The 25,986-nt window shown below is 61.1% G+C and carries 22 protein-coding genes; 5 read left to right on the top strand and 17 right to left on the bottom strand.

Going from position 1 to position 25,986, the window contains the following annotated elements:
• Window positions 1–272 precede the first annotated feature (272 nt).
• From gltB to hemE, 3 genes are all read left to right on the top strand, one after another.
• Window positions 273–4,718 (top strand): glutamate synthase large subunit, encoded by a 4,446-nt coding sequence (gene gltB, locus HUW52_RS03245; protein ID WP_175552960.1) that lies wholly within the window; start codon window positions 273–275, stop codon window positions 4,716–4,718.
• 33 nt (window positions 4,719–4,751) lie between these two features.
• A complete protein-coding gene (locus HUW52_RS03250) occupies window positions 4,752–6,170 on the top strand; it encodes an FAD-dependent oxidoreductase (protein WP_175552961.1) in 1,419 nt (472 codons plus the stop codon).
• 252 nt (window positions 6,171–6,422) lie between these two features.
• The gene (hemE, locus tag HUW52_RS03255; RefSeq protein ID WP_016983859.1) at window positions 6,423–7,490 is read left to right on the top strand and encodes a uroporphyrinogen decarboxylase; all 1,068 of its coding nucleotides are present in this window, start codon (window positions 6,423–6,425) and stop codon (window positions 7,488–7,490) included.
• A 177-nt stretch (window positions 7,491–7,667) separates the two neighbouring features.
• On the opposite strand, the gene HUW52_RS03260 is transcribed toward hemE, so the two are convergent.
• Complete coding sequence (locus tag HUW52_RS03260; protein WP_175552962.1) at window positions 7,668–8,942, bottom strand: MFS transporter; 1,275 nt, start codon at window positions 8,940–8,942, stop codon at window positions 7,668–7,670.
• A gap of 118 nt (window positions 8,943–9,060) precedes the next feature.
• Between HUW52_RS03260 and HUW52_RS03265 the strand changes: the two genes are divergently transcribed.
• A complete protein-coding gene (locus tag HUW52_RS03265; protein WP_116255738.1) occupies window positions 9,061–9,957 on the top strand; it encodes a LysR family transcriptional regulator in 897 nt (298 codons plus the stop codon).
• Window positions 9,958–10,043: 86 nt separating this feature from the next.
• Here the strand turns inward: HUW52_RS03265 and HUW52_RS03270 are convergent, their stop codons facing one another.
• Window positions 10,044–10,481, bottom strand: coding sequence for an excinuclease (locus tag HUW52_RS03270; protein ID WP_175552963.1), 438 nt, complete (start codon window positions 10,479–10,481; stop codon window positions 10,044–10,046).
• 216 nt (window positions 10,482–10,697) lie between these two features.
• On the opposite strand from HUW52_RS03270, the gene HUW52_RS03275 reads away from it, so the two are divergent.
• Window positions 10,698–11,081, top strand: a complete 384-nt coding sequence (locus HUW52_RS03275; RefSeq protein ID WP_016983865.1) for a type II toxin-antitoxin system PemK/MazF family toxin — start codon at window positions 10,698–10,700, stop codon at window positions 11,079–11,081.
• A gap of 213 nt (window positions 11,082–11,294) precedes the next feature.
• Here HUW52_RS03275 and HUW52_RS03280 read toward each other — a convergent pair whose 3' ends face one another.
• The 15 genes from HUW52_RS03280 to HUW52_RS03350 are packed head-to-tail and all read right to left on the bottom strand — an operon-like array spanning window position 11,295 to window position 25,980.
• A complete protein-coding gene (locus HUW52_RS03280; RefSeq protein ID WP_026000507.1) occupies window positions 11,295–12,098 on the bottom strand; it encodes a hypothetical protein in 804 nt (267 codons plus the stop codon).
• 25 nt (window positions 12,099–12,123) lie between these two features.
• Window positions 12,124–13,350 (bottom strand): beta-ketoacyl-ACP synthase, encoded by a 1,227-nt coding sequence (locus HUW52_RS03285; protein WP_016983866.1) that lies wholly within the window; start codon window positions 13,348–13,350, stop codon window positions 12,124–12,126.
• A complete protein-coding gene (gene fabG / locus HUW52_RS03290; RefSeq protein WP_122609478.1) occupies window positions 13,350–14,078 on the bottom strand; it encodes a 3-oxoacyl-ACP reductase FabG in 729 nt (242 codons plus the stop codon). Before fabG ends, HUW52_RS03285 begins: the two co-directional genes overlap by 1 nt.
• Window positions 14,071–14,535 (bottom strand): hotdog family protein, encoded by a 465-nt coding sequence (locus tag HUW52_RS03295; protein ID WP_175552964.1) that lies wholly within the window; start codon window positions 14,533–14,535, stop codon window positions 14,071–14,073. The genes fabG and HUW52_RS03295 overlap by 8 nt, the downstream gene beginning before the upstream one ends.
• The gene (locus tag HUW52_RS03300) at window positions 14,532–15,728 is read right to left on the bottom strand and encodes a beta-ketoacyl-[acyl-carrier-protein] synthase family protein (protein ID WP_175552965.1); all 1,197 of its coding nucleotides are present in this window, start codon (window positions 15,726–15,728) and stop codon (window positions 14,532–14,534) included. The genes HUW52_RS03295 and HUW52_RS03300 overlap by 4 nt, the downstream gene beginning before the upstream one ends.
• Window positions 15,725–16,321 (bottom strand): hypothetical protein, encoded by a 597-nt coding sequence (locus HUW52_RS03305; RefSeq protein ID WP_175552966.1) that lies wholly within the window; start codon window positions 16,319–16,321, stop codon window positions 15,725–15,727. Before HUW52_RS03305 ends, HUW52_RS03300 begins: the two co-directional genes overlap by 4 nt.
• A complete protein-coding gene (locus tag HUW52_RS03310; RefSeq protein ID WP_175552967.1) occupies window positions 16,321–17,046 on the bottom strand; it encodes a class I SAM-dependent methyltransferase in 726 nt (241 codons plus the stop codon). The genes HUW52_RS03305 and HUW52_RS03310 overlap by 1 nt, the downstream gene beginning before the upstream one ends.
• The gene (locus HUW52_RS03315; RefSeq protein WP_016983872.1) at window positions 17,043–18,290 is read right to left on the bottom strand and encodes an NAD(P)/FAD-dependent oxidoreductase; all 1,248 of its coding nucleotides are present in this window, start codon (window positions 18,288–18,290) and stop codon (window positions 17,043–17,045) included. Before HUW52_RS03315 ends, HUW52_RS03310 begins: the two co-directional genes overlap by 4 nt.
• Entirely contained in the window at window positions 18,277–19,440 is a 1,164-nt protein-coding gene (locus HUW52_RS03320) for a sodium:proton antiporter (protein ID WP_175552968.1), read from the bottom strand. Before HUW52_RS03320 ends, HUW52_RS03315 begins: the two co-directional genes overlap by 14 nt.
• Complete coding sequence (locus HUW52_RS03325; protein WP_175552969.1) at window positions 19,437–21,776, bottom strand: MMPL family transporter; 2,340 nt, start codon at window positions 21,774–21,776, stop codon at window positions 19,437–19,439. Before HUW52_RS03325 ends, HUW52_RS03320 begins: the two co-directional genes overlap by 4 nt.
• Window positions 21,760–22,362, bottom strand: coding sequence for an outer membrane lipoprotein carrier protein LolA (locus HUW52_RS03330; protein ID WP_016983875.1), 603 nt, complete (start codon window positions 22,360–22,362; stop codon window positions 21,760–21,762). The genes HUW52_RS03325 and HUW52_RS03330 overlap by 17 nt, the downstream gene beginning before the upstream one ends.
• The gene (locus HUW52_RS03335; RefSeq protein WP_016983876.1) at window positions 22,359–22,784 is read right to left on the bottom strand and encodes a thioesterase family protein; all 426 of its coding nucleotides are present in this window, start codon (window positions 22,782–22,784) and stop codon (window positions 22,359–22,361) included. Before HUW52_RS03335 ends, HUW52_RS03330 begins: the two co-directional genes overlap by 4 nt.
• On the bottom strand, window positions 22,777–24,321 hold the full coding sequence (gene hutH / locus HUW52_RS03340; protein ID WP_038360123.1) for a histidine ammonia-lyase: 1,545 nt from the start codon (window positions 24,319–24,321) through the stop codon (window positions 22,777–22,779). The genes HUW52_RS03335 and hutH overlap by 8 nt, the downstream gene beginning before the upstream one ends.
• On the bottom strand, window positions 24,302–25,249 hold the full coding sequence (locus tag HUW52_RS03345) for a glycosyl transferase (protein ID WP_175552970.1): 948 nt from the start codon (window positions 25,247–25,249) through the stop codon (window positions 24,302–24,304). Before HUW52_RS03345 ends, hutH begins: the two co-directional genes overlap by 20 nt.
• Window positions 25,246–25,980 carry a glycosyltransferase family 2 protein gene (locus tag HUW52_RS03350; protein WP_175552971.1) on the bottom strand — a complete coding sequence of 245 codons (735 nt, stop codon included), beginning with the start codon at window positions 25,978–25,980 and terminating at the stop codon, window positions 25,246–25,248. Before HUW52_RS03350 ends, HUW52_RS03345 begins: the two co-directional genes overlap by 4 nt.
• Window positions 25,981–25,986: the final 6 nt, after the last annotated feature.

The raw sequence follows: 25,986 nt of genomic DNA on the forward strand, positions 1-25,986 counted from the left end.
GTGCCTTGTGGTGTCTGCGTCACAGTAGTCTTTGAGTCGTTGCGGTCAAAATTAAAAAAGTTTTGACTAGCACAGCAGATCGCTTTAAACCTTTCACAAATGCGACATGTATTTGCGACATTTCGTCGTCAAATTTGTGAGCCTCTGTGTCGCTGTGTACAATGACCACCCTTTTGCCCCCGCCAAGCCGGCGTACGTTCGGCGCAGGATGCAAGTGGTTGAATTGAAAAGAAATTTGCCTCGAAAAGAGGCAGCCTGGTGAGAAAGTGTCTATGAAAGCAGGTCTGTACCAACCAGATGAATTCAAGGATAACTGCGGTTTCGGCCTGATAGCCCATATGCAGGGCGAGCCCAGTCATACCCTTTTGCAAACGGCCATCGAGGCCCTGACCTGCATGACCCACCGCGGTGGGATTAATGCCGACGGCAAGACCGGTGACGGTTGCGGTCTGCTGATTCAAAAGCCTGATGCGTTCCTGCGCGCGATTGCCCAGGAAACCTTCAGCGTCGAATTGCCCAAGCAATATGCCGTGGGCATGGTCTTCTTCAACCAGGATCCGGCCAAAGCCGAAGCCGCTCGCGAGAACATGAACCGCGAGATCCTCGCTGAAGGCCTGCAGTTGATTGGCTGGCGCAAGGTGCCAATCGACACCAGCGTCCTCGGCCGCCTGGCCCTTGAACGCCTGCCGCAGATCGAGCAGGTGTACATCGGCGGCGAAGGCCTGAGCGATCAGGACATGGCGGTGAAGCTGTTCAGCGCGCGTCGTCGTTCGTCGGTGGCCAACGCCGTCGACTCCGACCACTACATCTGCAGCTTTTCGCACAAGACCATCATCTATAAAGGCCTGATGATGCCGGCTGATCTGGCCGCGTTTTATCCAGACCTGAGCGACGAGCGCCTGCAAACCGCAATCTGCGTGTTCCACCAGCGCTTCTCCACCAACACCCTGCCGAAATGGCCGCTGGCTCAGCCATTCCGCTTCCTCGCCCACAACGGCGAGATCAACACCATCACCGGTAACCGTAACTGGGCGCAGGCCCGTCGGACCAAGTTCAGCAACGATCTGATGGATCTGGAAGAACTCGGCCCGCTGGTCAACCGTGTCGGTTCCGACTCGTCGAGCATGGACAACATGCTGGAGTTGATGGTCACCGGTGGCATCGACCTGTTCCGTGGCGTGCGGATGATCATTCCGCCAGCGTGGCAGAACGTCGAAACCATGGACCCGGATCTGCGTGCGTTCTACGAGTACAACTCGATGCACATGGAACCGTGGGACGGTCCGGCTGGCGTGGTCATGACCGATGGTCGTTACGCAGTGTGCCTGCTCGACCGTAACGGTCTGCGTCCGGCGCGCTGGGTCACCACCACCAACGGTTTCATCACCCTCGCCTCGGAAATCGGCGTGTGGGACTACAAGCCTGAAGACGTGATTGCCAAGGGCCGTGTCGGCCCTGGCCAGATCTTCGCGGTGGACACCGAAACCGGACAGATCCTCGACACCGACGCGATCGACAACCGTCTGAAGTCCCGTCATCCGTACAAGCAATGGCTGCGCAAGAACGCCCTGCGCATTCAGGCGACCATGGAAGACAACGACCACGGTTCGGCGTTTTACGACGTCGATCAGCTCAAGCAATACATGAAGATGTATCAGGTCACGTTCGAAGAGCGCGATCAGGTCCTGCGTCCGCTCGGCGAGCAAGGCTACGAAGCCGTGGGCTCGATGGGCGACGACACGCCGATGGCCGTGCTGTCGCAGCGCGTGCGTACGCCGTACGACTATTTCCGTCAGCAGTTCGCGCAGGTCACCAACCCGCCGATCGATCCGCTGCGTGAAGCGATCGTGATGTCGCTGGAAATCTGCCTCGGTGCCGAGCGCAACATTTTCCAGGAGTCGCCGGAACACGCTTCGCGCGTGATCCTCAGCTCGCCGGTCATTTCCCCGGCCAAGTGGCGCTCGCTGATGAACCTCGACCGCCCGGGTTTCGAACGGGCGATCATCGACCTCAACTACGACGAAAGCGTCGGCCTCGAAGCGGCAATCCGCAACGTTGCCGATCAGGCTGAAGAAGCCGTGCGCGCCGGTCGGACCCAGATCGTCCTGAGCGACCGCCATATCGCTCCGGGCAAACTGCCGATCCACGCTTCGCTGGCGACCGGTGCCGTGCACCACCGCCTGACCGAAAAAGGCCTGCGTTGCGATTCCAACATCCTCGTTGAAACCGCGACCGCCCGTGACCCGCATCACTTCGCCGTGCTCATCGGTTTCGGCGCCTCGGCGGTCTATCCGTTCCTGGCTTACGAAGTGCTGGGCGACCTGATCCGCACTGGTGAAGTGCTGGGCGACCTCTACGAGGTGTTCAAGAACTACCGCAAAGGCATCACCAAAGGCCTGCTGAAGATCCTGTCGAAGATGGGTATCTCGACCATCGCCTCCTACCGCGGAGCACAATTGTTCGAAGCGATCGGCCTGTCCGAAGAAGTCTGCGACCTGAGCTTCCGTGGTGTGCCGAGCCGCATCAAGGGTGCGCGCTTTGTCGACATCGAAGCCGAGCAGAAAGCACTGGCTACCGAAGCCTGGAGTCCGCGCAAGCCGATCCAGCAGGGCGGTCTGCTGAAGTTCGTCCACGGTGGCGAATATCACGCCTACAACCCGGATGTGGTCAACACTCTGCAAGCTGCTGTGCAGCAGGGCGACTACGCCAAGTTCAAGGAATACACCTCGCTGGTGGACAACCGTCCGGTGTCGATGATCCGCGACCTGTTCAAGGTCAAGACCCTCGATACGCCGCTGGACATCAGTGAAATCGAGCCGCTGGAATCGGTGCTCAAGCGCTTCGACTCCGCCGGTATCTCGCTGGGCGCCTTGTCGCCGGAAGCTCACGAAGCCCTGGCCGAAGCCATGAACCGCCTTGGCGCGCGTTCCAACTCCGGCGAAGGTGGTGAAGATCCGGCGCGTTACGGCACCATCAAGAGCTCGAAAATCAAGCAGGTTGCGACTGGCCGTTTCGGGGTAACCCCGGAATACCTGGTCAACGCCGAAGTGCTGCAGATCAAGGTTGCGCAAGGCGCGAAGCCAGGCGAGGGCGGGCAACTGCCGGGCGGTAAGGTCAACGGGCTGATCGCCAAACTGCGTTACGCAGTGCCGGGCGTAACCCTGATTTCGCCGCCGCCGCACCACGACATCTACTCGATCGAAGACTTGTCGCAGTTGATCTTCGACCTGAAGCAGGTCAACCCCAAGGCACTGGTTTCGGTGAAGCTGGTGGCTGAAGCAGGCGTCGGCACCATCGCCGCCGGTGTGGCCAAGGCCTACGCGGACTTGATCACCATCTCCGGCTACGACGGTGGCACCGGTGCTTCGCCGCTGACCTCGATCAAATACGCCGGCGCACCGTGGGAACTCGGCCTCGCCGAAACCCACCAGACCCTGCGCGGCAACGACCTGCGCGGCAAAGTCCGGGTGCAGACCGACGGCGGCCTGAAAACTGGCCTCGACGTGATCAAGGCTGCAATTCTTGGCGCCGAAAGCTTCGGTTTCGGTACTGCGCCAATGATCGCGCTGGGCTGCAAATACCTGCGTATCTGCCACCTGAACAACTGCGCCACTGGCGTTGCGACGCAGAACGAGAAGCTGCGCAAGGATCACTACATCGGTACCGTCGACATGGTGGTGAATTTCTTCACCTACGTCGCCGAAGAAACCCGTGAGTGGCTGGCCAAACTCGGCGTGCGCTCCCTCGAAGAGCTGATCGGTCGTACCGATCTGCTGGAAATCCTCGAAGGCCAGACCGCCAAGCAAAATCACCTCGATCTGACGCCGCTGTTGGGCAGCGATCACATCCCGGCGGACAAACCGCAGTTCTGTGGCGTTGAGCGCAACCCGCCGTTCGACCAGGGCCTGCTGGCCGAGAAAATGGTCGAGATGGCCTCGTCGGCGATCAACGACATGAGCGGCGCCGAGTTCGACCTGGATATCTGTAACTGCGACCGTTCGATCGGCGCGCGGATCTCTGGCGAAATCGCCCGCAAGCACGGCAACCAGGGGATGGCGAAAGCGCCGATCACCTTCCGCTTCAAGGGCACTGCCGGGCAGAGCTTCGGCGTGTGGAACGCCGGCGGTCTGAACATGTACCTCGAAGGCGACGCCAACGACTACGTCGGCAAAGGCATGACCGGTGGCAAGCTGACCATCGTGCCGCCGAAGGGCAGCGTTTACAAAACTCAGGAAAGCGCCATCATCGGCAACACCTGCCTGTACGGCGCTACTGGCGGCAAGTTGTTCGCCGCCGGCACCGCAGGCGAGCGTTTCGCCGTGCGCAACTCCGGTGCCCACACGGTTGTGGAAGGCACTGGCGATCACTGCTGTGAGTACATGACCGGTGGTTTTGTCTGCGTTCTGGGCAAGACCGGTTACAACTTCGGCTCTGGCATGACCGGTGGTTTCGCCTACGTGCTCGATCAGGACAACACCTTCGTTGACCGGGTCAACCACGAACTGGTGGAAATCCAGCGGATCAGCGGCGAGGCGATGGAAGCCTATCGCAGCCACCTGCAAAACGTGCTGAACGAGTACGTCGCGGAAACCGACAGCGAGTGGGGTCGTGAACTCGCCGAAAACCTCGATGACTACCTGCGCCGTTTCTGGCTGGTCAAGCCGAAGGCTGCCAACCTGAAATCGTTGCTTTCCAGCACTCGTGCCAACCCGCAGTGATATGCGCCTGAAGAGTTTGATGAGGTTTTAACAATGGCTGAACGTCTGAATAACGACTTCCAGTTCATCGATGTCGGGCGCAAAGATCCGAAGAAGAAACTGTTGCGTCAACGCAAGAAAGAGTTCGTCGAAATCTACGAACCGTTCAAACCCCAGCAGTCGGCCGATCAGGCCCACCGCTGCCTGGGTTGCGGCAACCCGTATTGCGAATGGAAGTGCCCGGTGCACAACTTCATTCCCAACTGGCTGAAGCTGGTGGCCGAGGGCAACATCCTCCAGGCTGCCGAGCTGTCGCACCAGACCAACACCCTGCCGGAAGTCTGCGGCCGGGTCTGTCCACAGGATCGTCTGTGCGAGGGTGCCTGCACCCTTAACGACGGTTTCGGCGCGGTGACCATCGGTTCGGTCGAGAAGTACATCACCGATACCGCGTTCGCCATGGGCTGGCGCCCGGACATGTCCAAGGTCAAACCGACCGGCAAACGTGTTGCGATCATCGGCGCAGGCCCGGCGGGTCTGGGTTGTGCCGACGTGTTGGTACGCGGCGGCGTGACCCCGGTGGTGTTCGACAAAAACCCGGAAATCGGTGGTTTGCTGACCTTCGGCATCCCCGAGTTCAAGCTGGAAAAGACCGTGCTGAGCAATCGTCGCGAAGTTTTCACCGGCATGGGCATCGAGTTCCGTTTGAACACCGAAGTCGGCAAAGACGTGACCATGGAACAACTGCTCGGCGAATACGATGCGGTGTTCATGGGCATGGGCACCTACACCTACATGAAGGGCGGTTTTGCCGGTGAGGATCTGCCGGGCGTTTATGACGCGCTGGACTTCCTGATTGCCAACGTCAATCGCAACCTGGGCTTTGAAAAGTCGCCGGAAGATTTCGTCGACATGAAAGGCAAAAAGGTTGTGGTACTCGGCGGCGGCGACACGGCGATGGACTGCAACCGCACGTCGATCCGTCAGGGCGCCAAGTCGGTGACCTGCGCTTATCGTCGTGACGAAGCGAACATGCCCGGCTCGCGCAAAGAGGTGAAGAACGCCAAGGAAGAAGGCGTGAAATTCTTCTACAACCGCCAGCCGATCGCCATCGTCGGTGAAGACAAGGTCGAAGGCGTGAAAGTGGTCGAGACCCGTCTCGGCGAGCCGGACGCCCGTGGCCGTCGCAGCCCTGAACCGATCCCGGGTTCCGAAGAGATCATCCCGGCCGACGCTGTGGTCATCGCTTTCGGCTTCCGCCCGAGCCCGGCGCCGTGGTTCGAACAGTTCGAAATCCAGACTGACAGCCAGGGCCGCGTCGTTGCGCCTGAGCAAGGTCAGTACAAGCACCAGACCAGCAACCCGAAAATCTTTGCCGGTGGCGACATGGTGCGCGGTTCCGACCTGGTGGTGACGGCGATCTTCGAAGGCCGTAATGCGGCTGAAGGGATCCTCGATTACCTGGGCGTCTAATCCCGGCTCCTGAGCCAAAGCAACACCCCTGTGGGAGCGAGCTTGCTCGCGAAAGCGGTCTATCAGCCAACTGCAATGTTGGATGTGCCGGCCCTTTCGCGAGCAAGCTCGCTCCCACAGTTGTTTCTCTGTGTTGCTGATGGCGTATTTCCAGCGCAATAAATTGACCCGATAGACAAAAGGCTGACCTGCATCCGTGCCTTTTGCGTCGCGCTCTGAGAAAATGCCCGCACTTTTTTTCCGGATGCCGACATGACTGCCCTGAAGAACGACCGTTTCCTCCGCGCCCTGCTCAAGCAACCCGTTGACGTCACCCCGGTGTGGATGATGCGCCAGGCCGGCCGCTACCTGCCGGAATACCGCGCCAGCCGCGCCCAGGCCGGTGATTTCATGAGCCTGTGCATGAATCCGGAATTCGCCTGCGAAGTCACGATGCAACCGCTCGACCGCTATCCACAACTGGACGCGGCGATCCTGTTTTCCGACATCCTCACCATCCCCGATGCCATGGGCCAGGGCCTGTACTTCGAGACCGGTGAAGGTCCGCGCTTCAAAAAAGTCGTCAGCACCCTCGCCGATATCGAAGCCCTGCCGATCCCTGATCCGCACAAAGACCTCGGCTACGTGATGGATGCGGTCAGCACCATCCGTCGCGAGCTCAACGGGCGTGTACCGTTGATCGGTTTCTCCGGCAGCCCGTGGACCCTGGCGACCTACATGGTCGAAGGCGGCTCGTCGAAAGACTTCCGCAAGACCAAAGCGATGCTCTACGACAACCCGCAAGCCATGCACCTGTTGCTGGATAAACTGGCGCAGTCGGTGACCTCGTACCTCAACGGCCAGATCATGGCCGGCGCGCAAGCGGTGCAGATCTTCGACACCTGGGGCGGCAACCTGTCGGCGGCGGCGTATCAGGAGTTTTCGCTGGCCTACATGAAGAAAATCGTCAGCGGCCTGATTCGTGAACACGACGGTCGTAAAGTACCGGTGATCCTTTTCACCAAGAACGGCGGTCTGTGGCTGGAAAGCATCGCTGACGCTGGCGCTGACGCACTGGGTCTGGACTGGACCTGCGACATCGGCAACGCCCGCGCCCGTGTTGGCGACAAGGTTGCCCTGCAAGGCAACATGGACCCAACCGTGCTCTACGCCAAACCGGAAGCAATCCGCACTGAAGTCGGGCGTATTCTGGCCAGCTACGGCAAGGGCAGTGGGCACGTGTTCAACCTTGGCCATGGCATCACGCCTGAGGTTGATCCGGAGCACGCCGGTGCGTTCCTGCGTGCGGTGCATGAATTGTCGGCGCAGTATCACGAGTGATCGCCACACCATAAAAAACGCCCGGCATATGCCGGGCGTTTTTGTTTGAAGGATTCAATGTCAGACACAGATCCACTGTGGGAGCGAGCTTGCTCGCGAAAGCATTGGGTCAGTTGATGCAAATGTTGCTGATCCATCGCCTTCGCGAGCAAGCTCGCTCCCACATTGGGTTTTGTGTCAGGCTTTTACGCCACCGAGAGGCGGCAACTTCGCCAGCTTCAACGCCACCAACAGCGCGATCAGCAACAGCGCACCAATAAACAACCCAATCCCGTTCCACCCGCCAAGATGCCAGAACACCCCGCCCGCCGTCCCGGCAATGCTCGACCCGGCGTAATAGCTGAACAGATACAACGACGACGCCTGCCCCTTGGCCTTGGTCGCGCGACGGCCGATCCAGCTACTCGCCACCGAATGCGCGCCGAAGAAGCCAAAGGTGAAAATCAACATGCCGACAATCACCAACAGCAACGGCGTAAACATCGTCAACGCAAGTCCCGCAAACATCAGCGCAATGGTCGCCCACAGCACTTTGCGTCGCCCCAGCTTATCCGCCAGCGAGCCAATCTTCGCCGAGCTGTAGATCCCCGACAGATACACCACCGACAGCAAGCCCACGAACACCTGATCAAGGTTGTACGGTGCCGCCAACAGGCGATAACCGATGTAGTTGAACAGCGTGACAAACGCGCCCATCAACAGGAACGCTTCAAGAAACAGCAACGGCAGACCGGCATCGCGAAAGTGCATGGTGAAACCGTCGAGCAGGCTGCGCGGGTGCAGTGAGCGTGAGCGGAAGTTGCGCGATTCGGGGAGGATCTTCCAGAACACCGCTGCGGCAATCATCGCCAGACCACCGATCACCAGCATCGCCGTGTGCCAGCTGACGAAGTCGATCAACACGCCGGTGATCAAGCGCCCGCTCATCCCGCCAATCGCGTTGCCGCCGATGTACAAACCCATCGCCAGACCGATGTGTTGCGGATGGATCTCTTCGCTCAGATAAGTCATGGCTACCGCTGCCAGACCGCTCAGCGACAATCCGATCAGCGCACGCATGATCAGCACGCCTTCCCAACTCGGCATCATTGCACTGGCCATGGTGCACAGCGCCGCTGCGAACAGCGCAGTCACCATCACCGGTTTGCGCCCGACCCGATCGGAAATCGGCCCGGTGATCAGCAGGCCGATGGCGAGCATGCCGGTGGCCACCGAGAGGATCAGGCTGCTTTGCGCCGCGTTGATTCCGTACTCATGGGACAACAGCGGCATCATCGGCTGCACGCAGTAGAGCAGGGCAAACGTCGCGAAGCCGCCGCTAAACAGTGCCAGCACCGTGCGCATGAACATCGGCGTGCCTTTTTCGATGTAGATCTCTTGTAGCTCGGCGACGACATCGTCCGCCGCAGCAGGCGGGACTTCATGGGCAAGGGGCGCGACAGCAGTTTTCACTTCAGACCTCGGAGGGCACGGCCAGGCAGGCGATGAAAAAATCATATAGCTGGCTAATGTTTCTATCCAATATATTGTTCGACCTGTTTGATAGCTTTAACGACCTAATGGGGTTTCCATGGAATTGCGTCATCTGCGCTACTTCATCGCCGTCGCCGAAGAACTGCATTTTGGCCGCGCCGCACAGGTGCTGGGTATCTCGCAGCCGCCGCTGAGCCAGCAGATTCAGGCGCTGGAGCAAGAGGTTGGCGCGCGGTTGTTCGAGCGCACCAATCGTCGGGTCGAGTTGAGTGAGGCGGGGCGATTGTTTCTGGAGGAGGCGCGGCTGGTGCTGGCGCAGGTCGATAAAGCGGCGGATGTCGCCCGGCGAGCGCAACTCGGGGAGTTGGGGGAATTGAAGATTGGTTTCACCTCTTCAGCGCCGTTCAACTCAACCATTCCCCAAGCGATCTTTGCCTTTCGCCAGCGTTTTCCGGCGGTGCACCTCAACCTGCGTGAGATGAGCAGCACGCAAGTCGCCGAGGGCCTGGTGGATGAGTCGATCGAGGTTGGCATCATGCGCCCGCTGGGTTTGCCTGATTCGCTGAGTGTTGTCGAGTTGATGCGCGAGCCGCTGGTCGCCGTGCTCGGTTCCAAGCATCCATTGGCACAGGGCAGTGAAGAAGGGCTGTTCCTCTCGGCGCTGGCGCTTGAGCCGTTCGTGTTCTTTCCGCGCAGTTACGGCAGCGGGCTGTATGCGCAATTGCTGAGTCTGGCGCGTGATGCCGGGTTCAGCCCGCACTTCGCCCAAGAGGCGGGGGAAGCGATGACCATCATCGGTCTGGTCGCAGCGGGGTTGGGGGTTTCGGTGCTGCCGGCGTCTTATCAGCGGATGCGCATCGACGGCGTGGTTTATCGACCGTTGCTCGATCCGGAAGCGGTGTCTGCGGTGTGGCTGGTGCAGCGCAAGGATCAGAAATCGCCGATGGCCAAGGCGTTTGTCGACCTGCTTACGCGCAAGGTCGAGTCCGCTTAAAAGATCGCAGCCTTCGGCAACTCCTACAGGGAAACGCGAATTCCATTGTAGGAGCTGCCGAAGGCTGCGATCTTTTGATCTTGCCGTTAGGGCAACCGCACCAAATCCCCCTTCAACGCCACCCGCGTGACAAATATCCCCGCCCGGCACTCGTACGTATTCAAATCCTTGCGCACATGCTGGTCGTAGTAACTGACGATATTGACCACTGCATTCGCCCCGACCCGCTTGGCATCGGCCTGCAGCTTGATCAGATTCGACTGCAACACCCACTCGCAGGAGTTGTGGTCACTCTTGTTGAAGCCATTGGTCTTCAAATCACTGACCACCCCTCGGCGCAGCAACTGCTGCGTGCCCTGCGGCCCATTGCCGAGCAGATAGAACTTCACACTGCCATCCAGCCGCCCGGCGCGAATCGCATCCGACAGCACGGTTTCGAAGGGCATGTACATCAGATTGGTGGCATGGCTGGCGCTCGGGAGCAGGCTGAAGAGCGTGGCGGCGATCAGGGCTTTCACTTGCATGGTCATCTCCTTGACGGTGAAAGAGAACCGCGAGTGCTCGACCGACCGGGCCCGCCGTTCTGACAGGCGTATTGATGGCCTGCATGAGCGAGTGTAGATGCTGTGTGGCGAGTGTTCTGCTTGTGGAGCCGTGTTCACCACATTTGCGGTTACGAACTGTTTTAGCGAGTGTTTGTTTTCTTGCGCAGAATCGATTTCTTTAAGTGAGTGCCATGGATGCCACTTCGATACCAGCCCAAGGAAGGTAGTGTTCTGATCTGCGACTTCAGAGGTTATGAAGTACCTGAGATGGTCAAGGTCAGACCCGTTGTTGTGATACGCAAACACAGAACCAACAGTATGTTGGTGACGGTCGTGCCGCTGAGTACCACTGCGCCGGATTGCTTACTTGATCACCATTACGAACTCTCCAGCCATCTTCAAGGCGCCAGCCCGATCTGTTGGGCGAAGTGCGATATGGTGGCCACTGTCAGCCTTTCCCGACTGGACCGGATCAAAAGCAGAGATCGTGAAGGAAAGCGTGTCTATCTGATCTCACACCTTGAAACAGAAGAGTTCTACGCCGTTAAAGCCGCAGTCAGGCGGGCGCTTGGGCTGTAATGGCAACAGAAGTGGCGCAGTGAGGCTAAACGCCAGCCGTTGTCCGGATTGATGATTCGGGCAATACTGCGAGCGTTCCCGCAAGGGGCTTGTGAGACTCTGAGGATCCTGGGTGACCAGCCATCGCAGAGCCAGACAGGTAATCGGCGATGACAAGCCAACCTGTTTGTGAAAGGGCGCCGAATGGCGCCCTTTGTCGTTTCTACAATCCCATCAATCCACGTGCGCCAAATCTCCGCGCAACGCCACGCTCGACACCACCAGCCCGGCACGGCACTGGAATTTCTCGGTGTCTTTGTACAGGTCGCGCTGGTCGACGCTGGCGATGTTGATTACCGCGTTGGCGTCGGCTTTTTTTGCGGCGTTCTGCAGAGTCGCGAGCGCCGATTGCAGGGCCCAGAAGCAGGCGTCTTCGTCGGATTTGTTCGAGCCGTTGGTTTTGCGGCTGCTGCTCACGGTGTCGAGTTTGCGCACTTGCTTGGGCAGGGTTTCGCCGGCCAGGTAGAACTTCACGCTGCCGTCGAGCAGGCCGGCGTCTGTGGCGCGTTTGACGCCTTCACGGAAGCTCAGGTAAGTCGGCTCGTCGGCGCCCTGTTTGATGATGCCGAGGTCGTTGACGGCTTCGATGTCCGGGTTGATCGACAGCTCTTTGAGCACGTTGTCGCGCAGGCGGTTGACCCAGCGGTTGTAGTTGCCATGGATCTTGCCGTCCTTGGCGTCGAGGCCGTAGCTGCTGCGGTAGTCGATTTCGAACGAGGTCGGGGTGAACGGGATGTCGACTTCGGCGTGATGACGACCGCGCACGGTGATCGCCGCTTTGATCATGCCCGGGCGTACCGATTGCACGACCCATTGACGGTCGTTGAGCGCAGTGACGATGGCGCGGCTCATTTGTGACTGGGTAAAGCCGAGGTTCGGCGAGAACTCTTCCTTGGCGTTGTAAACCGGTTTGCTGGTGCAACCGCCGAGCACAAAAGCCAGTGCCAACAGAGCGGCGATGCGGTGAAACTGAGTCATTCCCTTCACTCCAAAGGTGTTGCGGTCAGTGCCAGCGGCGGAAAATCAACGAGGTGTTGACGCCACCAAAAGCGAAATTGTTGTTCATCACGTAGTCGTGATGCATCTGGCGGAATTCACCGCGCAGGTAATCGAGTTTGCCGCAGTGCGGATCGACCTCGTCGAGGTTGAACGTGTGCACGTACAGGTCGCGATTCATCATCTCGATGCTGAACCACGACTCCAGCGCGCCGCAGGCGCCGAGGGTGTGGCCGAGGAAACTCTTCTGCGAACTGATCGGCATGCGCTCGCCGAACAAACTGCTGGTTGCCAGTGTTTCGGCAATGTCGCCCTGTTCTGTAGCCGTGCCGTGACCATTTACATAACCGATGGCATCCGGCGTCAGGCCGGCGTCTTCCAGCGCCAGTTCCATTGCACGGCGCATGGTCACTTGTTCCGGGCGCGTGGTGTGCTGGCCGTCGGCGTTGCTGCCGAAACCGACGATCTCGGCGTGGATGTGCGCACCGCGGGCGAGGGCGTGCTCCAGCTCTTCAAGGACCAGCATGCCGCCACCTTCACCGATCACCAGACCATCGCGGCCCTTGTCGTACGGGCGTGGACTGGTCTGTGGCGCATCGTTTTTCAGGCTGGTGGCGTAGAGCGCATCGAAGACCATGGCCTCGGTCGGGCACAGCTCTTCGGCGCCGCCGGCGAGCATCAGCGGCAGGCGGCCGAACTTGATTGCTTCGTAGGCGTAACCGATGCCCTGACTGCCGCTGGTGCAGGCGCTGGACGTCGGGATCAAACGACCGGTCAGGCCAAAAAAGATGCTGATGTTGGCGGCAGTGGTGTGCGGCATCATCCGTACGTAGGAGTTGGCGTTGAGGCCTTCGGCCACCGAGTTGAGCAGCATGTTGCCGAACGCTTTGATCTCGTCGGTGCTACCGGTGGACGAACCGCAAGCGACGCCCATGCGCCCGTCCTTGATCGACTCGTCACCGAGTAAACCGGCGTCAGCCAGGGCGTTTTCTGCCGCCCGAACCGCCAGCCGCGATACCCGGCCCATGCTGCGCAGTTGCTTGCGCGTCCAGTGCGCAGGCACTGCAAAGTCATCGATCGGCCCGGCCAGGCGCGTATTGAGTTCGCTGAAGCGATCCCACTCGTCCATCCGGCGAATGCCGCTGCGGTTGGCCGCGAAATTGCCGGCGATGGTCTCCCAGTCGCTGCCCAGCGAAGTGATGCCGGCCATGCCGGTGACGACGACGCGCTTCATCAGCACAAGCCTCCGTTGACCGCCAGGACCTGGCGGGTGATGTACGAGGCTTCCGCCGACATCAGGAAATTCACCGCACTGGCGACCTCTTCCGGGGTGCCCATGCGTTGCGCGGGGATCATTTTCATCAATTCTTCCACCGGCACGTTTTCGTCGAGCATTGCCGTGTCGATCAGGCCCGGCGCGACGCAGTTAACGGTGATTTTGCGCTTGCCCAGCTCGATCGCCAACGCCTTTGCCGCACCGATCACCCCGGCCTTGGAGGCGCTGTAGTTGACCTGGCCACGGTTGCCGATCAGCCCCGACACCGACGTGATGCAGACAATGCGACCAGCGGCGCGGCGGCGGATCATCGGCATCATCACCGGATGCAGCACGTTGTAGAAGCCGTCGAGGTTGGTGCGCAACACCACGTCCCAATCGTCGTCGCTCAATGCCGGAAAGGCACCGTCGCGGGTCAGCCCGGCGTTCAGCACTACGCCGTAATAGGCGCCATGGATTTCGACGTCGGTTTCCAGAATGGTTTTGCAGGTTTCGCGGTCGGCGACGTCGAATTGCAGGATGCGCGCCTTGCGGCCCAGCGCTTCGACTTCAGCCTGAACGGCTTGTGCTTCGGCCATGCCGCTGCGGCAATGCAGGACGATATCGTGCCCTGCCTGCGCCAGACGCAAGGCAATGGCGCGGCCGATGCCACGGCTGGAGCCGGTGACCAGTACGGATTCAGTCATCGTTCGACTCCTGTGTCTGTTGCAGATATTGAGTAACCTGGGGCGGGCGGAACACGTTCAGCCGCGCGCTGGCATGGATGCCGGCGCCGTGGATATGACATTCGAAGACGCCCATGCCGTTGTCGTCTTCCAGCGAGCGCAGACCATGGATGGTCAGTTCGCTGCCGGCGGGAAACGCTTCGACGTTGCACTCGAACTTGCGCGTACCGAGCAGAAAGCCCAGCTCCACTGGATTGCCTTTCTGCCGCGCATGGCAACCGGCAAATGCGGCGACGCTCTGCGCCATCAGTTCGACGCCGACCCAGGCGGGCAGGCTGCCGTCGGGCAGGTTGAACAGACCATCAGGCTGGACCGTGAGCCGGGTGAAAATCTGCTCCTCGTCAAAGCTGAGGATGCTGTCGATCAGAATCATGTCGCCCGCATGGGGCAGCAGTTCGGCGAGCGGCCAATCAGTCATGGGACGTCTCCAATAATCAGGCTGACGTTGTTGCCGCCGAAGGCAAACGAGTTGCTCATCAGGTAGCGGGGTGCAATGGACGTCAGACGCTCGCTCGCGGTCACCCACTTCAGCGGTGGCAGCGCGGGATCGGCCTTAGCGTCCCAGACGTGCGGCGGCAAGGCGTGATCGGGGTTGTCGGCGCTCAGGCTCAGCCAGCAGAACGCCGCTTCCAGAGCACCGGCTGCGCCAAGGGTGTGGCCGGTCATTGGTTTGGTCGACGAGCAAGCCACCCCGTCGGGGAACAGCGTGGCAACCGCCAGACTTTCCATGGCGTCGTTGTGCTGGGTGGCGGTGCCGTGCAGGTTCAGGTAGTTGATCTGCGCTGCTTGCAGATGTGCGCGGCTCAAGGCTTTTTGCATCGCTTGCAGAGCGCCGCGCCCGGTCGGTTCAGGGGCGGAAATGTGATGCGCGTCGGAACTGGCGCCGGCGCCCAGCAGGGCAATGGCCGGCCCGTTGCCTTGTCGCTTGCTCATCACGAACAGCACTGCCGCTTCGCCGATGTTGATGCCACTGCGGTTGGCCGAAAACGGATTGCAGCGCTCATCGGATATGGCTTCCAGTGACGAGAAACCGTTGAGGGTCAACTTGCACAGGCTGTCGACGCCGCCACACAACACTGCGTCGCACAGGCCCAGATCGAGTAGACGCTGAGCGCTCATCAAGGCGCGGGCGCTGGAGGTGCACGCCGTGGAAATCACATAGGCCGGGCCGCTCAGTTGCAGCCAGTCGGCGAGAAAATTCGCCGGCGCGCCGAGTTCCTGTTGCCGATAATCGTATTCCGCCGGGAACTGCTGCTCGCGAATGTAGTGCGCCAGACCACGGCTGGCCTCGTCGATGCCGGAAGTGCTGGTGCCGAGTACCACACCGATGCGCTCGCGGCCGAAGGTCTGGATCGCTTGATCGATGTCATCGCGAATCTGCAACGCCGCTTCCAGCAGCAGTTGATTGTTGCGGCTGCGCTGATCGGCGAGTTCTGCCGGGATCGGCGCCAGTTCGCCCTGGACGGCGGCCACCGGCAACTCACGTTCCGCCACCCAGCCGGACTCGCGGCGCATGCCCGAGCAGTCGCCGGCGAACAGGTTGCGCGCAACTTCGGACTTGTTGCGACCCAGTGCGCAGATCACGCCGAGGGCATTCAGGTAAGCGGTCATGGCGTCGGTTCACCCAACGGAGAAACGCGATAGTGCGGGCCTTGAGGCAGGTTCAATTCGAAGCTCAACGGTTGTGCATAACGGATATCCCAGCGCGCCGGCAGGGAGCGTTGCTGGCCCTGTTGCTGCGCGGCGGGGTAATTGCGCAGCAGCTCGCCGGACGGGGTCAGGGCGAACAGCAGTGCGGCGAACAGTTCCCGGGCCTCCGGGTTCGGTGGCAGCAGACCATCGGCTTGCCAGTGGCCGTCGATCAGTTGCTGGCGCGCCTGAGGGATGCCCAGCGGATCCATCATCGACCAGCGGATGCCGGAACCTTCGCGCTGGATCACCAGCAGCCAGTCCTGACGTTGTTCGGCTTGATTGCGTTCGATGTGCAATTGCAGCGGCAGCGGCAGTGTCGGATTGCCCGCCGGCAACGGCGCCTGGCTCGCGCAGGCACTTAACACCACCATTACGCCGATCAACAACAGTCGTAGCGCCGAGGTCACTGTGGGAGCGAGCTTGCTCGCGAATGCGGTCTCACATTCAACAGTTCTGGTGACTGATACACCGCTTTCGCGAGCAAGCTCGCTCCCACAGGTTATAGGTAGCATCAGGAAACCTCTGCCAGCGGTTTACGTGCGACGACGTTGACCAACGTCTCTTCGCGCTCGCCAAACGGTTTCGGTTTGCGTAAGCCAAACCGCTCCAGCAACCCAAAATCCTTTGACCGGCTCCACCACAGATACGGGTAGGAAACATTCTGCTCGCCAAACTCAAACCCCTGCCCGCGAATCATCTGCAGATACTGCGCCGCACTCTTCTGCACATGCATCGGATGGCGGAACAGCCAGCGAATCACCCACGTATCAATGTAAGCCTCGGTGGACTCGGCGAACAGCAGATAGCCGCCCGGCTTCAACACCCGATAAAACTCGGCCAGCGCCTTTTCCTGCTCGACCAGATGATGAAAAGTCTGGTGACAGAACAGCAGATCAACACTGGCGTCCGCCACATTGAGCGTCGCGCAATCACTGCCGATCAGTTCCACGTGCAGGCCCAGACGCGCCGCTTCTGCGCCGCTCAATTCAAGGCTGTGCGGGTCGGCATCGACGCCGATCAAGCGCTGTGGCGCAAAGGTCTGGCGCAGATGGCCGAACGACTTGCCCTGTCCGCAACCGGCGTCCAGCAGCACCGGGTTTTCCGGCAGAGTGTCACTGAACAGTCCGTGCAGGTCATTGATCGCCACGCGCAATACATGGTGCTGCCAGGTGTGGCTGCGCAGGAACCAGAAACCGAAACGGGTTTCCTCGACGTAGCTGTCGCTCAAGTAGTTCATGTGGCGTCCTTTGCACAGAGTTCGGAAATCATCTTCAAGCGACGGCGCGCTTCGCTGACGAACGGGTTGCGTTCGTCCCAGGCGTAACCGGCGAGGATCGAGCAGATCATCCGGCGAATTTCCGCCTGGCTGTCTTCATAGAAAATCACGTCCTGAAAGGTGCCGGCGTACCAGCCCTCGACGTAGCAGCGGAAGGTGTCGACGCCGCGCTTGAGCGGTTCGGCGAACTCGCTTTGCCAGTCGACGGTTTCGCCCTGCAACTGACGGTGCAGCACGGCGGCGGCCATGCTCGCCGAGCGCATGGCGATGGTCACGCCGGAGGAGAACACCGGGTCAAGAAATTCCGCCGCGTTGCCGAGCAAGGCAAAACCAGGCCCATGCAGGGTTTTCACATTGGCCGCGTAGCCGCCGAGGGTGCGCGCCGGCGTGTCCCATACAGCGTTGTTCAGCACGCCGGCAAGGCTCGGGGTTTCGGCGATGAAACCGCGCAGGCAGGCATCCAGATCGCTGTCGCGATCCTTGAAATGTTCTTCAGCGGCGACCACGCCCACTGAACAGCGACCGTTGCTGAACGGGATCGTCCAGAACCAGATATCGCGGTGCTCTGGATGAGTGGTGACGAGAATTTTTTCGCGGTCGAATGCCGGGTTGTCGATGTGATCTTCGACGTGGGTGAATACCGCCTGACGCACCGGGAAATTCGACGGTGCTTCCAGGTCCAGCAGTCGCGATAACACGCGACCGTAGCCGCTGGCATCGAGGACGAAATCCGCTTCGACGCGGTACTTGCTGCCGTCTTCGCGGCGCACATCCAGCTGCGGTTTCGTCCGCTCGAAATCGACGCTGACGATGGCATCGCCGTAGCGGATTTCCGCGCCTTGCAACGCCGCTTGATCGGCCAGCAGTTTGTCGAAGTCGGCACGCTGCACCTGGAACGTGGTCGGCTTGCCGCCGGTAAAGGTGTCTGCGAAATCGAAGGCGCTGTAACGCTCGCCCCAGGCGAATGCGGCGCCGGTCTTGCGCTGGAAGCCGGCGGCGTTGACGGCGTCGAGCATGCCGGCCTCTTCGACGAAATCCAGGCAATGACTGAGCAGGCTTTCGCCGATGGAAAAGCGTGGGAAGTGCTGGCGCTCGATCACCAGCACATCGTGGCCCTTGCGCTTGAGCAGCGCAGCGGCGATGGCGCCGGACGGGCCAGCGCCGATGATCACGACCTGACGGGATTCCATTTCAACGATTGGCACGTGAACTCCGGGGCAGGTGGGATTTGATATCCAGCGGTGTGCGATGCAGGCCGATCAGGGCCGGTAGCAGCGTCGCGATCAGGCCCATCAGCATCAGCGCGAAGTACAGCGCCGGGGTGATGAGCTGTTGTTGCAGGAGCAGATTGAGAAAGACGATTTCGCTCAGGCCACGAATGTTCAGCAGCACACTTTCGCGCCAGCGGCTGGCGCCCTCGAACGAGGCGCCGGCCCAGCCGAGGCCGAGCCAGTTGCCGAGCAGTTTACTGGCAATCGGCAACAGCAGCAGTGCCGCCCATTGCGCCGCGCCGAGGCTGGCGAGGGCGCTGTGTACATCGATCTGCACAATGCCGAAGGTGAGGATCAGCGGAATCGCCAGCCACGTTTGCAAACGGCTAATCCAGCGCGCCGGCAATGGCAACACCAGCGGTACTTTCAGCACGGCCATGCACAGCAGATAACCGATGCCGAAGATCAGCGCGTTGAGTTTGTAATGCTCGGCCATTACCAGCAGCGCAAAGAACCCTAGGCTGTAGGTCAGCGGTCGGCGCACACGCAACAGATGCAGCAACAGCGGTACACACGCGAGGCCCAGCGGCAGCAACAGACTGCTCAAATGCAGACTGCCCTGGGCGAGGCCGAACAGCGTCCAGCAGGTCAGGTCAATGAGGATCGCGGTCTGCACCAACCGACGAGTGGCAGCGGGCGGGTAATCGATGTGCCGCAGATACAGGTACAACACCGGGATCGCGGTAATCGCGAACACCAGGCCGATGGCCAGCGAGTTGAGCCACGGTTGCGTCGGCAGTAGCCAATACGCGGCGGCAAGGCCACAGGCGAACGGCACGGCAAAACTCGGTACGGCGATTTTCACGCTCTGCCGATCGAGTTTCAGATCGATCACGTCACTGAGAATGTGCCCGAGCAGCAGGGCAAAACTCAGGCTGTAGAGGTTTTTCAGCCAGTCTGGCGCGATCAGTTCGGCACCGCTGAGCTGCCAGCCCGGTTCGATCCAGAAGTACATCAGCAGCGGCAGACCGAAGCTCGCCAGCAGCAACTGGCTGACAATCGGGATCAGGCCAAAGCGGCGGCCGACGCGGGTGGCCACGGCAAACAACGCCAGCGCCATGAGCCAGAAGGCGACGACCATCACGCTGCCGGCTCCGCGACTGTGGCGGCATGCTCGTGGCGTCCGGCCCACGGAGCGAGGATGAAGCTGAACGCCAGACCGAGGCTCACCGACAGGCCGAAGTTGCTCACCGCCGGGGTGCTGGAAACCGCCAGCAAACCAAACGACAACCACGTCGTCACAGCGGCCAGCAAGGTGCCAAGCAGGCTCACCGCCGCACCGCCAACCTGTTCACGCATAAGAATCGCGTAATCGACGCTGATTGCCGTGACCAGTAGCAGGCCGAACAGGCTGAACAGGGTCAGCGGCTGACCGAGCCAGCCGAGACTGGCGAGACTGCACAGCGCGGCGAGCAACGGCAGGGCAACGATACGCAGCGCCCCGCCGAGACCGAACGGCAACATCAGCACCAGCACGATCAATGCGCAGGAAGCGAGTTTCAGTTCAGCAGCGCTGATTTGCGTGGCGGCAAAAACTTCATTCAATTCGCCAAGACGATCGACCAGCATCACCCCCGGTAAATCCAGCGCCTGCACGCGCAACAGCGCCGGGTTGTTCAAACCTTGCAGGCTGGTCATCGCCGCCACGCCGTCTTCGGTCGGGCCGAGCCAGAGTGTGCGATACGGCTCGCCAAGTGGACCGGCCAATGCCGCGTCGATGTCTTCGGCGGGCACGGTCTGCAGCTGTTGCAGTTCGCTTTGCAGCGCCGCGAGCGGCACGCCGAGTTCGAGCAGTGGCTGCCAGTATTGCGGCAGTTTGTTCAGCGCCTCGCGCACCTGTTCTTGCTGGTTCGGCGGGCTGACCAATTGATCGAGGGCCAGATAACCTTGCAGCTTGTCGAGGTTGACCAGTTGCTGCAGACGCTCGCTCAGCGCGGCCTGACGCTCGAGCAGTTGCTGCTGATTGTCGGCGCGCACGAGGAAAAACTGGCTGGTGGGCTGATAGCCGGTGATGCGTGCGATGGCCTGCGCTTCGTCGGTCAGATGTTGCGGTGCGCCGACCCATTGGCGGATGTCATTCTTGCTTTGCAGCTGCACCAGGCCGCCCACGCAGAAGGCGATCAGCAGCGCCAGCAACACTGGCGTGCGTACCCGTTCGAGGAGTTTTTCGCGCAGGTTGACCATGCGCTCGGCCAGCTGCAGCGGCCATTGCGCGGGGCGCAGTTCGACGTTTTTCAGCAGCGCCGGCAACAGGCACACCGCCGACAGATAAGCACCGAGCAGGCCGGCGGCAGAGAACACGGCGATTTGCGTCAGTGCCGGGAACGGCGTCCACGCCAGCGCCAGATAACCGATGGCGCTGGTGATCAGACTCAGGGTCAGTCCGGACAGCGTCAAACGCAACGCCGGCCAGCTGCGCCACGGCTTCAGGCTCCAGCTCTTCGACAAATAGTGCAGCGGGTAATCCACGGCCACGCCGATCAGGCTGGAACCGAGCACCAGCGTCATCACATGCATATGGCCGAACAGCGCCACACACGCCACCGCCCCGAACAACATGCCGACCAGCACCGGCACGAACGCCAGCAACACCCGCCAGCGACGGAAAGCGAGCAACAGCAGCAACAGAATGCCGACAGTGGCGCCGCCGCCAACCCAGGTCATTTCACGAGTCGCTTGCTGCTGACCGTTGGCCGCGTACAGCAAACCGCTGGCAGCCAGCAGTTGCACGTCGGATTTCGCGGCCTGCTCGCGGCTGTGTTGCAGCAGTGCGGCGACTTGCAGCGGCAAGTTCATGTCGAAGGCGTTGCCGGTGGTGCGCGCCCGCAGCAGCACCCAGCTCTTGCCGTCGGCATCGGCAATCAACGCGCCGCTGCCGATGTCCAGTTGCACCGAACCGTGCTGCGGCTGGCTGTTCTGGATGCGCCCGGTCAGGCCGAGCCAGTCGTCCTGACTCGGCACCAGGCTGAAACCGCTGAACGGGTCGAACAAGGCTTGCACGCGTTGCTGAATGAACGCGTCGGGGTGTTCGATCAGCAGTTGCCGATCATCCGCCGAGAGCATTGCCAGCCGCCCTTGCAGCAATTGCGTGCGCAGCGCTGGCAGGTCTGCTTGCAGGTTCCACTGCACCTTTTCGAACAATCCGCTGGCTTGCCATTGCTCGCCCAGGGTCTGCGCCATGGCGACTGCTTGCTGGCGATCGGGGTGACCGACCAGCACCAGCATTTCGCGGTTGAGCGGCTCCTGCATGCGCTGCTCGGCGCGCTGTTCGAGGGCGTCGGGGTGGGTGCCGGGCACCAGCTCCATCAGGTTCGCCGACAACGGCGCACCGTCACGCCACTGCCAACCGGCCAGCGCGACGACCGCCAGCAGCAGGATCAGAAACAGCCAGGGCAGCCTGCGTTCACTCGGCAAAGTCATGTTGCTCCGCGTTGCTCAACGGTTGGCCAGCAGTGCTGTCCTGCATGCGCAGCACGGTGCTGTCGCCCTGGGTTTCCAGCAGTTCGATGGTCTGTACCAGCGTGCCACCGTCGATATTGATCTGCTTGAACACTTGCTTGAGCAGCAGCGAGCGCGGGGTCAGGGTGAGTTTCCACTGCTGCGCGTCGCCGCTCAGGGTCAGTTCGAAATCCCGTTGCAGGCCACTGCTGTCCCCTTGCAAAACGGCAAGGAACAAGCGGTTCTGCTCGGCGCCGGCGCTCTTGTTCGGCAACAACTGCCAGCCATTGCCGTCACGCCGGGCGATGCCCTTGGCGGTGATGCGGTAGTCCTGTTGCAGCGGCGTTTTCAGCAGCCAGAGCAGGCCGTGGTTTTTCGCGAGAACGAAACTGCCCTTGCTGATCAGCGGCTGCGGCAAGGCGCGCAGGTGTTTTTCCTGGATGAACTGGCCGTGGATCACGTCCGGTTTCGCCAGTTGTTCGCTGAGCTGTTGCAGGTCGAAGGCGTTGGCCAGTGCTGACAGCGTCAGCAGCGCCAACACGCTCAGGCTTTTAACCAAAACATTCATCGCAGCATCCTTTCCACGGCATCGGTAAAGACTTTCGGCGAAGCCAGTTGCATCTCGCGGCTGCTCACTTCAACGGCGACCTGCACCGAGCTGGCGCGGGTCAGGCGCTCGCCGCTGTGCAGGTCGGTGATCAGGTAATTGATCTTCAGCCGGTTTTCCCACTCGACCAGACTGGCGCGCACATTCAGGCGCTGACCGAACACCGCGCCGCGCACATAGCGCAGTTGCAGGTCGATGATCGGCCAGGCGAACCCTGACTCGACCATGTGCGTGTAGTTGTGGCCGATCTTGTCCAGCAGCGCGCAACGCGCCACTTCGAGGTATTTGACGTAATGCCCGTGCCAGACCACGTGCATGGTGTCGACGTCGAAAAACGGCACGAGGATTTCAGTGTCGGCGTGAAGCACTCCGGCGCTACGCATGCAGCCTCCAGTGTTGTGCGGCGATGCGTTGCAGGCACAGGCGCAATTCGCCTTCCAGGGCGCGGTCTTCGATGACCGGCGGGAAGTCCTTGGCCAGTTCTGCGTGCATCGCCGCTAACGATGGCGGCAGCGGTCGGGCGTCTTCGGCCTGCGCGCGCAGCCATACGCCTTGATTGGCGGCGAGCAGGGTGGCGGCGGCGACCTGTTCGGTCAGCTCCAGCACACGGATCGCATCGCGAGCGGCGATGGTGCCCATGCTCACTTTGTCTTGGTTATGGCACTCGGTGGAACGCGAGAACACGCTGGCCGGCATGGTGTTTTTCAGCGCTTCGGCGGTCCAGGCGCTGGTGCCGATCTGCACGGCTTTGAAACCGTGGTTGATCATGGCGCGATCCGCCGGAGCACCGGAGAGGTTGCTCGGCAGACCGTGGTTGTAACGTTCGTCGACCAGCAAGGCGAGCTGGCGATCCAACAGGTCGGCGACGTTGGCCACCAGGTTTTTCAGGCTGTCCATGGCGAACGCGATGTGGCCGCCGTAGAAGTGTCCGCCGTGCAGCACGCGCTCGGCTTCGGCGTCGATGATCGGGTTGTCGTTGGCGCTGTTCAGTTCGGTTTCGATGAACGAGCGCAGCCAGTTCAGGCTGTCGGCCAATACGCCAAGCACATGTGGGGCGCAACGCAGCGAATAGCGATCCTGCAAGCGATGCAGCGGCGCGGTCGGTGCGTCGATCGCCAGATCCTTGCGCAGCCATGCGGCGACCTGCATTTGCCCCGGGTGCGGTTTGGCGGCAAACAGGCGCTCGTCGAAGTGCTCCGGATTGCCTTGCAGCGCCACCACGTTGAGCGCGGTGATGCGCGTGGCCAGTTGCAGCAGGTAGTCGGCGCGGGCGAAAGCGAGGCAGGCGAGACCGGTCATCACGGCGGTGCCGTTCATCAGCGCCAGCGCTTCTTTCGGGCGCAGCACCAGTGGCGCCCAGCCGAGTTCGCGATGCACATCGGCGGACTGGCGACGTTCACCTCGGAACATCACTTCGCGCTCGCCGGAGAGTGTCGCGGCGACGTAGGACAGTGGCGTCAGATCGCCGCTGGCGCCCACCGAACCTTCTTCAGGAATCAGTGGCAGGATGTCGTATTCGAGAAAGGCGTGCAGACGCTCCAGCAGTTCCACGCGCACCCCGGAGACGCCGTGGCACAGCGACTGCAACCGCGCCGCGAGCACCGCGCGTGTGGCTTGGGCATCGAGCAGTTTGCCCAGTCCGCAGCCGTGGAACGTGTAGAGGTGACGCGGCAACGCTTCGACGTGATGCAACGGCACCGCAACCACGCAGGAGTCGCCGTAACCGGTAGTCACGCCGTAGATCACGCCTTCCTTGTCCAGCAGCGAATCGAGAAACCGCGCACCTTTGGCGATGCGCTCGCGATAGTCGGCGTCGCTCTGCAACTGCACGGGCGCCTGACGGTTGGCCAGGGCCAGCACGTCTTCGATGCGCAAAGGGCGTTCGCCGAAGGTTACCGGCTCATGGGTTGGCGTGGTCATCGGTCTTCCAGAAAGGGTAAAAGTTGAACCATTGTTGCGGCGCTTCGAGGCAATAGTGACTCAGGCGCTGCGCATAGCGGGTGGCCCACTGATGAATGACCTGCTCGCGCTCGCTGCGCTTCCACACCACGGCGTCGGCGAAGGGTTCGAGGGTCAGACGATAGTGGCCGTCCGGTTGCTTGAGGCACATCAACAGATTGACCGGGCATTTCAGCAGACCGGCGAGCAGCCACGGGCCTTGCGGGAATGGCGCCGGGTGGCCGAGAAAGTCTACGGTGACACTGCGCCCGCCGTGCAGCGGCACGCGGTCGCCGGCAATCGCCAGCCACTCGCCGCGCTCCAGGCGTTCGTGCAGTTGCAGCATGATCACCGGGTCCAGTTCGCTGACCTGAATCAGGCGCAGATTGGTCGCTCCAGCCTCGCCCAGCAAACGGTTGAATTGCTCGGCGTGCTTGGTGTGTACCAGCACGTTCATGGTGACCTTTTCGCCGATCTCCGCCAGTGCGCGACAGACTTCTAGATTGCCCAGGTGCGCGCCGACCAGCAGTTGCCCGCGACTGCCGCGCAATTGATTGCGCAACAGCGCCGGGTCGATGATTTCGATTTGCTCGATACGCAGCTTGCCGTTCCACACGTCGAGCTTGTCGAGCATCGAATCGGCGAACGCCATGAACTGACCGAACACCCGCCAATGAGTAGGACGCAACGCATCGCGCTGACTCCATGCGGCCAGGCGTTGCTGGTATTGCCAGGTACTGCGCCGTGCGGTGCGGCCAAACAGGAAAAAGTACAGGACGATGCCGTACAGCAATGGACTGAGCAGGCGCCGGCCCAGAACCTTGGCGGCGAATGCGGTGAACTTCATCAGCAGGAAACTGCCGCGCTCTTCACGGTCAGCCCAATGCTTCTTGTCGGCCTCGCCAGTCATGCGCGCCACCGCCGCCAGAGGATCACCGGGAAGCGCAGCAACATGCCAAGAAACAGCCGCGTGTGCATGCTGGAAATCAGTGCGTTGTCGTGGAACAGACGAAAGTGCGACACGCCGTCCAGCGGGTAATGCACGCTGGTTTGCAGCCAGCGCATCGGCTGATTGCGCCACGACAGGCGCACAAGAATGTCCGAGTCGAAATCCATGCGTTTGCCGACTTTCGCCGAGTCGATCACCGCCAGCGTCGGGGCCAGTGGATAGACGCGAAACCCGCACATCGAATCGCGGATCTGCAGCGACAGCGTGTTGACCCAGACCATCACGTGGGTCAGGTAGCGCGCGTACAAACGGCCTTTCGGCACGCTCTCGTCGAACAGCGGATAACCGCAGATCATCGCCTCTGGATGGGCGCGGGACTCATCGACGAAACGGGCGACATCGTGCAAATCGTGCTGACCGTCGGCATCGACCTGCAGCGCATGGCTGAAACCCAACAGCGAGGCTTCGCGCAAACCGGTCATCACCGCACCGCCCTTGCCCTGATTGGCGGTGAGGCGCACCAGGTGCACGTTGTCGCGTTCCGCCAAACTGTCGAGCACCTTGGCGCAGGACCGGGTGCTGGCGTCATCCACCAGAATGCACGGCAGATTTTGCGCGAGCAGAGCATCGACCACAGTACCGATGGCAGTTTCGTGGTTATAAACCGGGATCACTGCACAAGGATTATGCATACCGGT

This window comes from Pseudomonas sp. 43A, from assembly GCF_013363935.1.
Lineage (GTDB): Bacteria > Pseudomonadota > Gammaproteobacteria > Pseudomonadales > Pseudomonadaceae > Aquipseudomonas > Aquipseudomonas crudilactis.

What these genes read in the sequence shown, in the direction of transcription:
- HUW52_RS03310 (WP_175552967.1), bottom strand. Translation starts at nt 17,046, where the DNA reads ATGAACTACTTGAGCGACAGCTACGTCGAGGAAACCCGTTTCGGTTTC.
- HUW52_RS03345 (WP_175552970.1), bottom strand. Translation starts at nt 25,249, where the DNA reads ATGACTGGCGAGGCCGACAAGAAGCATTGGGCTGACCGTGAAGAGCGC.
- HUW52_RS03285 (WP_016983866.1), bottom strand. Translation starts at nt 13,350, where the DNA reads ATGAAGCGCGTCGTCGTCACCGGCATGGCCGGCATCACTTCGCTGGGC.
- HUW52_RS03270 (WP_175552963.1), bottom strand. Translation starts at nt 10,481, where the DNA reads ATGCAAGTGAAAGCCCTGATCGCCGCCACGCTCTTCAGCCTGCTCCCG.
- HUW52_RS03330 (WP_016983875.1), bottom strand. Translation starts at nt 22,362, where the DNA reads ATGAATGTTTTGGTTAAAAGCCTGAGCGTGTTGGCGCTGCTGACGCTG.
- HUW52_RS03350 (WP_175552971.1), bottom strand. Translation starts at nt 25,980, where the DNA reads ATGCATAATCCTTGTGCAGTGATCCCGGTTTATAACCACGAAACTGCC.
- hemE (WP_016983859.1), top strand. Translation starts at nt 6,423, where the DNA reads ATGACTGCCCTGAAGAACGACCGTTTCCTCCGCGCCCTGCTCAAGCAA.
- gltB (WP_175552960.1), top strand. Translation starts at nt 273, where the DNA reads ATGAAAGCAGGTCTGTACCAACCAGATGAATTCAAGGATAACTGCGGT.
- HUW52_RS03300 (WP_175552965.1), bottom strand. Translation starts at nt 15,728, where the DNA reads ATGACCGCTTACCTGAATGCCCTCGGCGTGATCTGCGCACTGGGTCGC.
- hutH (WP_038360123.1), bottom strand. Translation starts at nt 24,321, where the DNA reads ATGACCACGCCAACCCATGAGCCGGTAACCTTCGGCGAACGCCCTTTG.
- HUW52_RS03325 (WP_175552969.1), bottom strand. Translation starts at nt 21,776, where the DNA reads ATGACTTTGCCGAGTGAACGCAGGCTGCCCTGGCTGTTTCTGATCCTG.
- HUW52_RS03275 (WP_016983865.1), top strand. Translation starts at nt 10,698, where the DNA reads ATGCCACTTCGATACCAGCCCAAGGAAGGTAGTGTTCTGATCTGCGAC.
- HUW52_RS03265 (WP_116255738.1), top strand. Translation starts at nt 9,061, where the DNA reads ATGGAATTGCGTCATCTGCGCTACTTCATCGCCGTCGCCGAAGAACTG.
- HUW52_RS03295 (WP_175552964.1), bottom strand. Translation starts at nt 14,535, where the DNA reads ATGACTGATTGGCCGCTCGCCGAACTGCTGCCCCATGCGGGCGACATG.
- HUW52_RS03305 (WP_175552966.1), bottom strand. Translation starts at nt 16,321, where the DNA reads ATGCTACCTATAACCTGTGGGAGCGAGCTTGCTCGCGAAAGCGGTGTA.
- HUW52_RS03335 (WP_016983876.1), bottom strand. Translation starts at nt 22,784, where the DNA reads ATGCGTAGCGCCGGAGTGCTTCACGCCGACACTGAAATCCTCGTGCCG.
- HUW52_RS03250 (WP_175552961.1), top strand. Translation starts at nt 4,752, where the DNA reads ATGGCTGAACGTCTGAATAACGACTTCCAGTTCATCGATGTCGGGCGC.
- HUW52_RS03280 (WP_026000507.1), bottom strand. Translation starts at nt 12,098, where the DNA reads ATGACTCAGTTTCACCGCATCGCCGCTCTGTTGGCACTGGCTTTTGTG.
- fabG (WP_122609478.1), bottom strand. Translation starts at nt 14,078, where the DNA reads ATGACTGAATCCGTACTGGTCACCGGCTCCAGCCGTGGCATCGGCCGC.